Raw genomic sequence first — 13,917 nt, 5'->3', positions numbered from 1 at the left:
GGCCTTGTCCATGGCCTTGCCCATCATCCCGCGGTTCATGAAGGCCTCGTCGATCGACTCCTTCACGCGGGTGCGGACCGTCTCGCCGAGTTCGGCGTTTTCCGAGATCGTGGAGACGGAGACCACGGCTTCGGCGGCTTCGATGTCGATGAAGCCCAGTTCGATGGCTTTGTCGATGATCATCTCGAGCGCGTCGGCGGAGGTTTCGCCGATCAGGTCGAGTTCGAGGAGCAGGACTTCGCCGTCCTCATTGAGCGCGTTCGCATCGAGGACCTTGTCGTTGCCGGAGACGGTCAGATCGATGCTGGGGTTGATGTCGAGCGTGACGTAGGTGTCATCGGCCGAGACGGTCCCGCAGCCGACGAAGAGGCCGATGAGGATCGCCGCCATGGCGAATCCGATGATGCTTTTCTTGAACAACATGATTGGAACCCTCCCTTCAGGTTTCATCAAATATACGTTTGACGGGGCCTTGATATTGACGAATTGTGAAAATATGGTGTTATTTTTATCGTCAGTCGCGCAGACATCGAAAAAGGCTTCCCCGTCAGGAAGCCTTCTTGAAGATGCGGTCGAGCAGGTCGAAGAGGTGCACCTTGTTCTCGGTGCCGGCCCGGAGGCGGCGGTAGTTCGCGCGGTGGCGGACCACGATGACGGCCGTCACCGCGGCGGTCGCGACGACCAGCGCGAGGTCGGGTTTCCAGAGGACATGCCTGAGGGTCACGAACAGCACCGCCGCCAGCGCGCCGACGGTCGAGGAGACCGAGACGTAGCGCGTCAGGTACTCCGCAACAAGGAAGACGCCGAGGAGACCGAGGGCGAGCAGGGGTTCGTACGCAAGCAATAGTCCGAACGACGAGGCGACGCCCTTCCCGCCGCGGAACCGGAGCCAGACCGGGAAGCAGTGCCCGAAGACGCCGGCGACGCCGTAGACGAGCGGATGGAAGAGCTCCTGCCCTTCGAACAGGCGCGTATGCAGGATGAGAAAGACGATCAGTCCGCTTTTCAGCGTATCCGCGGCGAGGACGGCGAAGCCGATCGGGCGGCCGAAGACGCGGAAGGCGTTCGTGGTGCCGAGATTCCCGCTGCCGTACTTGCGGATGTCCCTGCCCTTGAAGAGCAGTCCGAGGATCAGCGAGAACGGAATCGAGCCGAGCAGATAGGCGATGACGAGGAGAGCGAAATCCATGGGCGGCACCCCTTTCCATGGGCAACATTATAACACGCGCACGGCTGAAATAAAGTATAAAAACGGTGAAAGTTTTGATATAATGGAAGAGAGAAAAAAGGGGACATCGGCATGAGCGAGAAAATCACGAACGTCTACAACGCCCAATCGATCCAGATCCTCGAAGGCCTCGAAGCGGTCCGCAAGCGCCCCGGCATGTACGTCGGCAGCACCGACGCCCGCGGACTCCACCACCTCGTCTGGGAAATCGTCGACAACTCGATCGACGAGGTCCTGGCGGGGTACGGTTCGAACATCAAGGTCGTCGTCAAGGAAGACAATTCTATCGTCGTCACCGACGACGGCAGAGGCATGCCCGTCGACATGCACAGCTCCGGCATGTCGGCCGTCGAAGTCATCTTCTCGAAACTCCATGCCGGCGGCAAGTTCGGCGGCGAAGGCGGCGCCTACAAGGTGTCCGGCGGCCTCCACGGCGTCGGCGCCTCGGCGGTCAACGCCCTCTCGGAGTTCCTCGAGGTCACCGTCCACCGCGACGGCCTCATGTACCAGATGCGCTTCGAGCGGGGGAAGAAGGTCAAGGACCTGATCGTCATCGGCGAGTCGCGGAAAGTCGGCTCGGAAGTATGGTTCAAGCCCGATCCGACGATCTTTTCGACGACCCTCTTCAATTACCAGACGCTCCAGGAACGCCTGCGCGAGAGCGCGTTCCTCGTCAAGGGACTGCGCATGCAGCTCGTCGACGAGCGCTCGAAGGTGCGCGAGACGTATCTGTACAACGACGGTCTGAAGGCCTTCGTCGATTTCCTGAACACGTCCAAGACGGTCGTCCATCCGACCCACTTCTTCGAAGGCAAGGCCAACCAGATCGAGGTCGAGGTCGCCTTCCAGTACGCCAAGATCTACAACGAGAACATCATCAGCTTCGTCAACAACGTCCGGACCAAGGACGGCGGTACGCACGAGACCGGCCTCAAGTCGGCCTTCACCAAGGTGATGAACGACTACGCCCGCAAGATGAACCTGATCAAGGAGAAGGACGAAGGCCTCGACGGGGCCGACATCCGCGAGGGCCTGACGGCGATCATCTCCGTGCGCATCCCGGAAAACCTCCTCCAGTTCGAAGGCCAGACGAAGAACAAGCTCGGTTCGCCCGAAGCCCGTCCGGCCGTCGAGACGGTCGTGAACGAGCAGCTCATGACCTTCCTCGTCGAATCGCCGCAACTCGCCTCCTCGCTCGTCGAGAAGGCGCTCATGGCGAGAAACGCCCGCGACGCCGCCCGCAAGGCGAGAGACGACGCACGGCTCGTGAAGAAGGTCTCGAAGACCGAGACGATCCTCTCCGGCAAGCTCTCCCCCGCGGGCACCAAGAACCCGAAGGTGAACGAACTCTTCCTCGTCGAGGGCGACTCCGCCGGCGGCTCCGCCAAGCAGGGCCGCGACCGCCGCTTCCAGGCGATTCTGCCGCTTCGTGGCAAGGTGATCAACTCCGAGAAGCAGAAGATGGAGGACGTCCTCAAGAACGAGGAGATCGCGACGATCATCGCGACCGTCGGCGCCGGCCTCGGCGGCGACTTCAAACTCGAGAAGTCCAACTACGACAAGGTCATCATCATGACCGACGCCGACACCGACGGCGCCCACATCCAGGTCCTGTTGATCACGTTCTTCTTCCGCTACATGCGTCCGCTCGTCGAGGCGGGCCGCGTCTACATCGCCCTCCCGCCGCTCTACAAGATCACGCGGATCGGCAAGAAGGAGGAGGTCCGATATGCCTGGACCGAGGAGGACCGCGAGGAACTCTGCAAGGCCTTCAAGACCTACAACGTCCAGCGATACAAGGGCCTCGGCGAGATGAACGCGCCCCAGCTCTGGGACACCACCATGAATCCGGAAACGCGCACGCTCATCCGCGTCCACGTCGAGGATCTCGCCGACGCCGAGAACCGGATCTCGATCCTGATGGGCGACGACGTCGAGCCGCGCAAGGAATGGATCGACACGAACGTCTCGTTCGCCGACGAGGACGACTACGAGATCGGGGAGGGCGCATGATGGCCTCCGTCAAGAACAAGGTCGAGAAGTTCGTCGAGGAGAAGATCATCCAGACCAACCTGGAGGACCTGATCGGCGACCGCTTCGGCAAATACTCCAAGTACATCATCCAGGACCGCGCCCTGCCGGACGTCCGCGACGGTTTGAAACCGGTCCAGCGCCGCATCCTCTATGCCATGAACCAGCTCGGCATGGCCTCCGACAAGCCCTACAAGAAGTCGGCCCGCATCGTCGGCGAGGTCATCGGCAAGTACCATCCCCACGGCGACACCTCCGTCTACGACGCGATGGTGCGCATGAGCCAGTGGTGGAAGTCGGGCGCCGTCCTGATCGACATGCACGGCAACAACGGCTCGATGGACGGCGACGGGGCCGCCGCGATGCGCTACACCGAGGCCCGCCTCTCGCCGTTCGCCGAGGCGATCCTCCAGGACATCGACAAGAAGACCGTCAACCTCGTCCCGAACTTCGACGACGAGGAGTACGAACCGGTCGTGCTCCCGGCGAAGTTCCCCAACCTGCTCGTGAACGGGGCGATGGGCATGGCCACCGGCTACGCCACCAACATCCCGCCCCACAACCTGAACGAGGTCATCGAGGCCGTCCTCTACCGCATCGACCATCCGGAATGCGGCGTCGACGATCTCCTCGGCATCGTCCAGGGTCCCGACTTCCCGACCGGCGGGATCGTCGAGGGCGTCCCCGAGATCAGAAAGGCGTTCTCCACCGGCCGCGGCCGGATCGTGATGAAGTCGAAGGTGGCCGTTTCCGAGGCCCAGCTCGTCGTCACCGAGATCCCCTACGAGGTGAACAAGGCCGACCTCGTCCGCAAGATCGACGAGATCCGCATGCAGAAGAAGATCGACGGGATCGAGGAGGTCCGCGACGAGTCCGACCGCGAAGGCCTCCGCATCGTCGTCGAGATCGGGAGGGGCATCTCCCCCGACGTCGTCCTCGCCTACCTGATGAAGAACACCGACCTTTCGCTCTCCTACAGCTACAACATGGTCGCGATCGCGAACAAGTCGCCCAAGCAGATGTCGCTCATGGAGATCCTCGACGGCTACGTCGTCCACCAGAAGGAGGTCGTCCGCAACCGCTCCAACTTCGACCTCCAGAAGGCCGAGAAGCGCCGCCACATCGTCGAGGGCTTCCTCAAGATGGTCGACGTCCTCGACGAGGTGATCCAGACGATCCGCTTCTCCGACGGGAAGAAGGCGGCGATGGAGAACCTGATCGCCAACTTCAACTTCACCGAACTCCAGGCCGAGGCGATCGTCACCCTCCAGCTCTACCGGATCTCCAACACCGATGTCGAGGAGATGCGTTCCGAGGCCGCCGACCTGGTCCGCCTGATCGCCGCCCTGAACAAGATCCTCAAGAACGAGAACGAGCTCGAGGGCGTCATCAAGAAGGAACTGAAGGCCTTCTCCGACAAGCATCCGGTCCCGCGCAAGAGCGAGATCAAGGAGGAGATCGCGAAGGTCGCGATCGCCGAGGAGGACCTGATCGCCCACGAGGACGTGGTCGTCGCCCTGACCCGCGACGGCTACCTCAAGCGCTCCTCGATCAAGTCCGTGCTGGCGACCACCAACGGCGATGCCGGCCTCAAGCCGGACGACGCGATCGTTCGCCAGCTCCAGGTCAACACCCGCTCGACGCTTCTCCTCTTCACCGACCTCGGCAACTTCATCCACCTTCCCGTCTACAAGATCCCGGACCGGAAGTGGCGCGAGGTCGGCGACTACGTCGGCGCCCTCGTGCCGCTCTCGCCCGGCGAGACGACGATCGACTTCCTCGTCGTCTCCGATTTCGCCAGGCCGGCGACGGTCCTGCTCGCGACCCGCGAGGGGATGATCAAGCAGGTGCCCCTCGCCGAGTTCGTCCCCGCCCGCATCAACCGCACCTACCAGGCGATGCCGGCGACAAGGATCGCGCCCCTGGCGGCGATCGACCTGTCGGGACCGTACGACGCCTTCGTGGTCGTCACGTCGAAGAACGGCTACATCGTCAAGTATCCGCTTACCGACATCCCCGTCCTCGGCCTCTCCGCCCGCGGCGTGAAGGGCATCAACCTGCGCGACGACGACCTCGTCGGCGCCGCCTTCGCGACCGAATCGACCAAGGACGAGACGATCCTGCTCACCAACCGCGGCGCGATCAAGCGCGAGTTCACCCAGAACATCGAAGCCTCGCGGCGCCCCGCGAAGGGCAAGGCCTACCTGAAGAACGTCAAGACCAACCCCTACGAGTTCGTCGGCGCCGCCTGCCAGAACGTCTTCCACCTGCGCGAGCGCCTGACCTTCCGGATCGTGACCGCGAAGTCGGTCCTGGTCGTTCCCGGCGCCGACCTCAAGCCCGACAAGTTCGAGCACGGCGCGCCCTACCTCGAGAAGGACGTCGTCCCGACGGCGCTTTATTGCGACGAAGCCGACCGCGCCGGCGCCGAGGAGATCCTGATGAAGCTGATCCGCGACCGCGCGGTCGCCGCTCCGGCACCGACCTCGGCGGGCGCTTCCGAACCCGCGGCGATCCCCCCCGAACCCGCCGTCGACGCCGACGACGTGATGCTCGACCTCGAGAAGATCCTGAACACCCACGCCGCCGAAAGCGCGGAAGAGGACGATCCCGACGCCGCCGAGAAGGAAACGATCGTCCAGCAGACGCTCTTCTGACGATTTCACCGATTTCTCACCGCCGTTTTCCCCGCTTCGTGCTATCATACCGTTATCCCCGATCAAGGAGAATCCCATGAAAAAAGCGCTCACCCTCTTCACCCTCGCGGCCGTCCTCGGCCTCGCCGGCTGCGACTTCTACGGCGTCACGACCACGACGGCCGCGCCCGCGGAACCGGAAACGGTCGTCATCGCCACCGTCGACGAGCTCGTCGCGATGAACAACGAAGACCATTACGTCCTTTCCGCCGACCTCGACCTCGGCGGTCTTTCCTGGATCCCCGTCGGGACCCCGGACGATCCGTTCGCCGGCGGCTTCGACGGCGCCGGCCATACGATCTCGAACTACTCGATCACGGCCGAGAACGGCGGGTTCGTCGGGTTCTTCGGCAGCGTCACCGGCGATCTCGAGAACCTGACCCTGGCGGACTTCGCGATCGACGTCGCCTACGACGGTCTTCTGTATGTCGGCGGGCTCGCCGCCCACACGACCGGATCGATCGCGGACTGCGCCGTCTACGGCGACATCGTCGCCGTGAACACGTCCTCGTCCTCCTACGTCGGCCTCCTCGCCGGCTTCGCCGCCTCCTACACGACGGCGACGATGACGACCTCGGAGTTCGTCGCCTCGACGATCTCGGGAGCCTACGCCGAGGGTTCGGTCGACGCCGTCGCCGACCACTTCCTCTCCGCCGGCGGCCTCGTCGGCCGGACGGCCAACGTCGTCCTCTCCGACTGCGGCGCCCGCGTGTCCGTCGTCGGCACCGCGACCGTCTACCGCGCCTACGTCGGCGGTCTCGTCGGCCATGGTTTCGGCGGTCTCCTCAAGGCGCACGCGGACACCCTCGAGGATGTCACGTTCGAGACCGTGCGGTGCTATGCGGACACCGCCCTCACGGTCACCGCGGCGGGCACGATGGCATCCGCCGGCGGGCTCTACGGCTATCTCCAGGACGGCTTCGTCGAGGACTGCTTCGCGAACGCGACGATCGTCGTCGGCGGTTCCGCCGTCGACGTCGGCGGCCTCGCCGGCGAACTCTGGTACGGATCCGCCTCGACCTCCGTCTTCCGCGTCGGGCTGACCGTCGCCCCCTCCGCCGACCTCTCCCTCCGCTTCGGCGGGATCGCGGCCTTCGTGCAGTCCGAGGTCGTCCTCACGGACTGCTTCCGGATGACGCAGTCGCTCTTCGCCGCAACCGACCCTCACGGCGTCGAGGCGTCGGCGGACCAGCTGTCGTCGGCACAGTGGTACCAGGACGGGCTCGGCTGGTCGGCGGAAACCTTCGACATCGCGACCGTGGTCGGGATCCTTTCCTGACGATGAATATGAAAAAGGACGGCTTCGGCCGTCCTTTTTCATGAAAACGGGTTCAATGATAGGTTTCTGAATATGATTTTATGCGAAATGCAATCGATTCGACGCGATAATCGTTTCATTTCGTTTCGGATTCTGCTATAATGGTGCGGGGTGATCGTATGAAGTGCATCGCCAACCTCCCGCGGATCCAGGTTCCGTCGGACGTGACCATGGCCTCGCTCAGACTCTACATCGAGATCGGGAAGAACGACTACTACCAGGCGCTCTTTTCGCCCGACTTCGAGTTCCTCGCGAAGCAGCTGGCGCTCCAGGAGGCCTATCATTTCTACAAGTGCTTCTTCGCCGACCTGAAGATCCCCGAGGCGCGGCTCAAGTCGCTTTCGCTCGAGTCCTCGCGGGCCAAGACGAAGGCGGAACAGCTCTACAAGAACATCGTCACCGTCTTCTCGATCATCCATCATCCCGGGCGGGAGCCGTTCAAGCTGAACGTGACCGAGGTCAACGACCTCGTCAAGCTCCTCTATGCGGGGTATTTTTCCGCCGATCAGCTCGGCTACCGCAAGGTCGAGAAGGCGAAGCATTCGCTCCTCCAGGCGGAACCCTCGTCGAAGCGCGAGGTCCTCGAGCAGCTGATGAACGAGTTTGCGGCCGCCCTCCGGAAGAACGAGCACGAACGCTCCTTCCTCTACCTCAACTTCGTCGTCGACTACATGAACCTCGACGTCTACCGCTACGACGACCACGACGCCGTCGCGATCCTGATCTATCACATCCTCTGCCGGCAGGACCTGTTCGCGGCGGCGCGGTACGTGCCGTTCTTCGGAAAGTTCTTCGTCCGGCTCCAGGAGTTCCGCGCGGCGCTCGACCGCACCCGCTTCAACTGGAACGAGGGCTTCGCCGAGATCATGCCCCTGCACCGGCTGTTCCTGCAGCTGTACCGCGACCTCTACGTCGACCTCGCCGAGAACGCACGCGACTACGACTACGAGTCCAAGCTCGAGATCCGCAAGTCCGACTACGTCGAGAACACCATCGACAAGCTCCCCGAGGTGTTCTCGAAGGAGGACATCCGCCAGAAGCACCCGCTGATCTCCGACTCGACCATCAACCGCACCCTGAAGAGGATGCAGGAGGAACACAAGATCCGCCCGCTCGGCACCGGTCGCAGCGCCAAGTGGATCAAGCTCTACAAGAAGGAACCGAAGAAGACCTCGATCAAGCAGCTCAACCTGGAATTGGAGGGATGACCCCATGGAACGACTCGACAGACTGATCCTCGAAGCCATCCGCGAAGACATGCCGGACGGCGACGTCACCACCGACGCGCTCTTCACCGACCAGACGGCGCAGGCGCACTTCATCGCCAAGCAGGACGGCGTCATTTCCGGGATCGATGTCGCCCGCCGCGTCTTTTCGATCGTCGATCCCGACGCCATCTTCGAGGAGAAGAGGCACAACGGCGAACGCGCCCTCAAGGGCGACGTCGTCGCCGTCGTCTTCGGCCGCACCGCCTCGATCCTCAAGGCGGAACGGATCGCGCTCAACTTCCTCCAGCGGATGAGCGGGATCGCCACCAAGACGGCCGCGTTCGTCGCCGCGACGGCGGGCACGAACGCCAGGATCCTCGACACCCGCAAGACCACGCCGTCCCTGCGCTTCCTCGAGAAGCGGGCGGTCGCCGACGGCGGCGGGATGAACCACCGCCAGAGCCTCTCCGACATGGCGATGATCAAGGACAACCACATCAAGGCCGCCGGCTCGATCTCCGCCGCGGTCGCGATCGTCAAGGCGAAGGTCCCGGCCGCGATCAAGGTCGAGGTCGAGGTCGAGAGCGTCGCGCAGTTCATCGAGGCGGTCGCGACCGCCGCCGACATCGTCATGCTCGACAACATGGGAACGCCGGCGATGGCCGAATGCGTGCGTCTGAACGCGGGACGGAAGAAGCTCGAGGCGAGCGGGAACATGACCCTTTCCCGGATCCCCGAGGTGGCCGCGACGGGCGTCGACTACATCTCCGTCGGCGCGCTCACGCACTCGTTCGAATCGCTCGACGTGTCGCTTCGCTTCCAGTGAGAAAAAGTACGATTCCACTAGTCAATCGAGATCGATTTGGATATAATAAGTTGTCTGGGAAAATGGTGATTTAGGGTGCTCAAAGCGAAATACGCCTGGCATGCGCGCGTCCCCGGGATCGTCCCCGACGAGCGCATCTACGAACACATCCTGAAGAACCGGGGCATCGACGATGCCGACCGGTTTTTCGGCATGGGCAAGGAGGCGCTTCACGACCCCTTCCGGCTCTCGGGAATGAAGGACGCCGTCGCCCGCATCCGGACGGCGATCGGCCGAAACGAGAAGATCCTGATCTACGGCGACTACGACTGCGACGGGATCACCGCCATCAGCGTCCTCTACCGCGCCCTGCGGAAGGCGGGGGCGAACGTCGACTGGGACCTCCCCGACCGCTTCAGCGAGGGCTACGGCCTCAACATGAACGCCGTCGGCGCGATCGCCCAGGCGGGCGTCGGCCTCGTCGTCACCGTCGACAACGGCGTCTCCTGCGACCGCGAGATCGCGGCCCTTTCCGCCGCCGGGATCGACACGATCGTCACCGACCACCACGAGACCAAGGGATCGCTCCCCGCGGCGCTCGCGATCGTCCACGCGAAACTCTCGCCCGACTATCCCTGGAAGGACCTCGCCGGCGTCGCCGTCGCCTACAAGCTGGCCGCGGCGGTCACGGGATCCGACCTCGACGACCTCCTCGACCTCGTCATGATCGGCACGATCGCCGATCTGATGCCGCTCGACGACGAGAACCAGGCGCTCGTCAACCTCGGTCTGAAACGGCTGAAGGACACGCGGATCCCGGGTCTCCGGAAGCTTCTCCAGTACTCCCACCTCGACCAGGTGAACGAGACCGCGATCGCCTTCAAGATCGCCCCCAAGATCAACAGCTCCGGCCGTCTCGGAAAAGCCCGCGACGCCGTCCGCCTGCTCGTCTCCGACGACGAGGAGGAAGTCTCCCGCCTGATCGGCGAGGTCGAGGCGAGCCACGTCCTCCGCAAGGACCTCACCGAGGAGTCGTACGTCGCCTGCGAGCGCCTCGTCGATCCGACGAAGCGCGTCCAGGTGCTCGCCGCGCGCGGCCTGCACGAGGGCGTCATCGGCATCTGCGCCCAGAAGATCGCCGAGAAGTACCAGAAGACCACGGTCGTCATCAACCTCGAGGACGGCGTCGGGAAGGGCTCGATGCGCGCCTTCGGGGACGACAACGTGCTGACGCTCCTCGACGGCGTCGCCGACCTGCTCGTCAAGTACGGCGGCCATTCGCAGGCGGCCGGCCTGACGGTTCCCGAGGAGAACATCCCCGCGCTCCGCGAGCGTCTCGGGGGCGCCGGCGCCGAAGGCGTCCCGCCGCGGCTCGACTACGACATGGCCGTGAAACTCTCGACGATCTCGGTTCCGACCGTGAAGCGGCTCGAGAAGTACAGCTTCTTCACCGCCACCTTCCTGTTCTCCGACTTGTCCGTCGTCTCGAAGCAGACGATGGCCGGGAAGCACGCCAAGTTCGTCGTCACCGACGGGATCCGGCAGGTCGAGGCGGTCGTGTTCAACGACCTCGACCTCTACTACAACCTCGTTCCCGGCGACCGCGTGTCGATCGTCGGCGGTCTCTCGATCAACTCCTGGAAGAACCGCGAATCGATCCAGATCATGATCCGCGACCTCGAATGCCGGCATTTCCAGCTGCTCGACTACCGCGACCGCGCCAGCTATCTCGAAGCCGTACCGCATCTCGCCGACGGACCCGGGGCGGTCGTCCTCGACGACGGCTTCGTCTACCGCAACCGTCCGCTGTCCGTCGCCTTGCGGCGCCAATCCCCCGGCACCGTCGTGCTCGCCCTCGGGATCGATTCCGCCGAAACGGCGCGGATCGTGTCGAAGGAGGGGCTTGCGTCCTGGTTCCGCGTCCTCCAGAAGCGCGACCGCTGGGAGAAGGACGCCTTCCGCACCCAGGTCGGGGCGCCCGCCTGGCTCGTCGAGGCGGTCCTCGCCGCGTTCTGCGAACTCGGATTTGCCGAGGCCGACGACGCGTCCGTCGCCGTCCGCCGCGACGCGCCGAAACGGAACCTGACCGAATCCGAACGATACCGCGACCTCGTCGGCGCCGCCGCCGAGATCGCCCGCCTGACCCGCATGACCGAAACCGAAATCCGACGCGAACTGACCGCGTCGTTGGAGGCATGACCCCATGAGATACGAAGACTACATCAAGAACGTTCCCGACTTCCCGATCCCGGGAATCCAGTTCAAGGACATCACGCCGCTGATCGCCGACGCCATGGCGTTCTCCGCCGCCGTCGACGAACTGGCCGCGTTCGTGCGCGAGAAGGAGGCCGAACTCGTCGTCGGTCCGGACGCGCGCGGCTTCATCGTCGGCTCCGCGGTCGCCTACGCCGCCAGGGTCGGCTTCGTCCCGGTGCGCAAGCCGGGCAAGCTGCCGCGCCGGACGATCGCCTACGACTACGACCTCGAGTACGGGAAGAACACCCTGTGCATGCATTCCGACGCCGTGAGACCCGGCCAGCGGGTCGTCATCGTCGACGACCTCCTCGCCACCGGCGGGACCATGGGCGCGACGATCCGGCTCGTCGAGGAGGCCGGCGGGATCGTCGTCGGTCTCGGGTTCCTCGTCGAACTGCTCGACCTCGAGGGCCGTTCGAAGCTCAAGGGCCTGCCCGTCAAGGCGCTCATCACCTACTGACCGAAGACATCGACCGAAGGAGGTGTTCTTGTGACGCGAGACGAGATCTTCCAGCCGCTCCGCGACGCCGTCTCCCATTATCTCACCAATCCCGAACACCTCGGATTCATCCGCCGGGCGTTCGATTTTGCCTATGACAAGCACGCCGGACAGCTCCGCAAGTCCGGCGAGCCCTACATCGTCCATCCGGTCCAGGTGGCCGTCACGCTCGCCGAGTACCAGGTCGACCCGATCACGATCGCCTCGGGCCTGATGCACGACCTGCTCGAGGACACCGACACGACGTTCGAGGAACTGAAGGCGATCTTCGGCGAGGACGTCGCCGACATCGTCGAGGGTCTGACGAAGCTGCACCTCCTCCATTACGAAGGCTCGAAGGCGTCGGAACAGGTGAAGAACCATCAGAAGATGGTGCTCGCGATGGCCAAGGACATCCGCGTCATCTTCGTGAAGCTCGCCGACCGCCTGAACAACATGCGGACGCTCTCGCACCTCGATTCGGAGCGGCAGCTTCGGATCAGCCGCGAGACGCTCGACATCTTCGCCCCGATCGCCCATCGCCTCGGCATGTACCGGCTCAAGGCCGAACTCGAGGACATCGCCTTCAAGTACCTCTATCCCGACCAGTACGACGAGATCGCGCACCTGATCAAGGACAAGAAGGGAAACCGCGAGGCGGACGTCCGGGCGATGAATGCCGAGCTCGAGAGCCTGCTTGAGAGCGAGAACTTCCATTTCACGATCAACGGCCGGATCAAGAACATCTATTCGGTCTACCGCAAGATGACGATGAAGAACCTCGAGTTCGAGGACATCAACGACCTGCTCGCGCTCCGCATCATCGTCGATTCGATCTCGGACTGTTACCGCGCGATCGGCATCGTCCATTCCAAGTTCGTCCCGGTCCCGGGACGCTTCAAGGACTACATCGCGATGCCCAAGCCGAACATGTACCAGTCGCTCCACACGACGGTCGTCTTCCACGGCAAGATCTACGAGATCCAGATCCGCACCAAGGAGATGGACGAGATCGCCGAGAAGGGCGTCGCCGCCCACTGGGCGTACAAGGAGTCGCAGGGCCAGGGCGCGTCTAGGAAGAACATCGAGGACATCGTCTCCTCGAAGCTGCGCTGGTACTCCGAGCTGATCCGCTACACCGAGGAGTCCAACTCCGACGAGGAGATCCTGAACATCTTCACCGACGACATCCTGAACGCCAACGTCTACGTCTTCACCCCGAACGGCGACATCATCGACCTCACCGCCGGGGCGACGCCGCTCGACTTCGCCTTCCGGATCCACACGAAGCTCGGCGAGAAGACCGTCGGCGCGATCGTGAACGGCAAGATCGTGCCGCTCGAATACACCCTCAAGACCGGCGACGTGGTCGAGATCAAGACCTCGCAGAACGCCGTCGGCCCGAACGACAACTGGCTCAAGATCGCCAAGACCTCGAACGCCCGCGCCAAGATCAAGAACTTCCTGAACAAGCAGAAGCGCGACTATCTCGTCGAGAAGGGCAAGGAGGACTTCGAGGCCGAACTGGACACCCGCCGGCTCAAGATCGAGCTCTCCGACGAGACCTGCGCGAAGCTGTTCGAACTCAAGGGCGTCAAGTCGGTCGAGGACATGTATTACGAGATCGGCAAGAACATCCTCTCCCCGATCAGCGCGATCAACGCCCTCACCGGCCGCGACGCCGTCACCGAGGAACAGCTGATCGAGGCCATCAACAAGGTCCCGGAAACGAAGCGCGCGCAGAAGACGCGCACCGTCCACAACGACGTGAACATCGTCGTCGAAGGCCTCACCAACCCGTCCGTGAAGCTCGCGCACTGCTGCACGCCGGTGCTCGGCGACGACATCGTCGGCTACGTCACGAAGGGCGCCGGGATCGCCGTCCACCGGAAGAACT

Annotated in this window: 10 protein-coding genes; 8 read left to right on the top strand and 2 right to left on the bottom strand. The window is 63.6% G+C overall.

The window, feature by feature from the left end; translation table 11 throughout:
* Positions 1 to 423: hypothetical protein (locus WC509_08845; GenBank protein MFA5007548.1), on the bottom strand; the 423-nt coding region annotated here is incomplete at its 3' end.
* Between the two features lie 124 nt (positions 424 to 547).
* Positions 548 to 1,189: a glycerol-3-phosphate 1-O-acyltransferase PlsY gene (plsY, locus tag WC509_08840; protein ID MFA5007547.1), complete on the bottom strand. Its 642-nt coding sequence runs from the start codon at positions 1,187 to 1,189 to the stop codon at positions 548 to 550.
* A 111-nt stretch (positions 1,190 to 1,300) separates the two neighbouring features.
* Here plsY and parE point away from each other — a divergent pair, with 111 nt between their 5' ends.
* From parE to WC509_08800, 8 genes are all read left to right on the top strand, one after another.
* A complete protein-coding gene (gene parE / locus WC509_08835; GenBank protein ID MFA5007546.1) occupies positions 1,301 to 3,241 on the top strand; it encodes a DNA topoisomerase IV subunit B in 1,941 nt (646 codons plus the stop codon).
* Positions 3,241 to 5,916, top strand: coding sequence for a DNA topoisomerase IV subunit A (parC, locus tag WC509_08830; GenBank protein ID MFA5007545.1), 2,676 nt, complete (start codon positions 3,241 to 3,243; stop codon positions 5,914 to 5,916). Before parE ends, parC begins: the two co-directional genes overlap by 1 nt.
* A 76-nt stretch (positions 5,917 to 5,992) precedes the next feature.
* Positions 5,993 to 7,234 carry a hypothetical protein gene (locus WC509_08825; GenBank protein ID MFA5007544.1) on the top strand — a complete coding sequence of 414 codons (1,242 nt, stop codon included), beginning with the start codon at positions 5,993 to 5,995 and terminating at the stop codon, positions 7,232 to 7,234.
* Between the two features lie 158 nt (positions 7,235 to 7,392).
* Entirely contained in the window at positions 7,393 to 8,481 is a 1,089-nt protein-coding gene (locus WC509_08820) for a hypothetical protein (protein ID MFA5007543.1), read from the top strand.
* Between the two features lie 4 nt (positions 8,482 to 8,485).
* The gene (gene nadC / locus WC509_08815; GenBank protein ID MFA5007542.1) at positions 8,486 to 9,307 is read left to right on the top strand and encodes a carboxylating nicotinate-nucleotide diphosphorylase; all 822 of its coding nucleotides are present in this window, start codon (positions 8,486 to 8,488) and stop codon (positions 9,305 to 9,307) included.
* Positions 9,308 to 9,382: 75 nt separating this feature from the next.
* Positions 9,383 to 11,485: a single-stranded-DNA-specific exonuclease RecJ gene (gene recJ / locus WC509_08810; GenBank protein ID MFA5007541.1), complete on the top strand. Its 2,103-nt coding sequence runs from the start codon at positions 9,383 to 9,385 to the stop codon at positions 11,483 to 11,485.
* A 4-nt stretch (positions 11,486 to 11,489) separates the two neighbouring features.
* Positions 11,490 to 12,002, top strand: coding sequence for an adenine phosphoribosyltransferase (locus tag WC509_08805; protein ID MFA5007540.1), 513 nt, complete (start codon positions 11,490 to 11,492; stop codon positions 12,000 to 12,002).
* 30 nt (positions 12,003 to 12,032) lie between these two features.
* Positions 12,033 to 13,917: bifunctional (p)ppGpp synthetase/guanosine-3',5'-bis(diphosphate) 3'-pyrophosphohydrolase (locus WC509_08800; GenBank protein MFA5007539.1), on the top strand; the 1,885-nt coding region annotated here is incomplete at its 3' end.

This window comes from Candidatus Izemoplasmatales bacterium, assembly GCA_041649275.1.
In the GTDB taxonomy this organism is placed as follows: Bacteria; Bacillota_I; Bacilli_A; order Izemoplasmatales; family Hujiaoplasmataceae; genus UBA12489.
The sequence above is the reverse complement of the archived record's forward strand: the minus strand, read 5'-3'. Positions and strand labels throughout refer to the sequence as shown.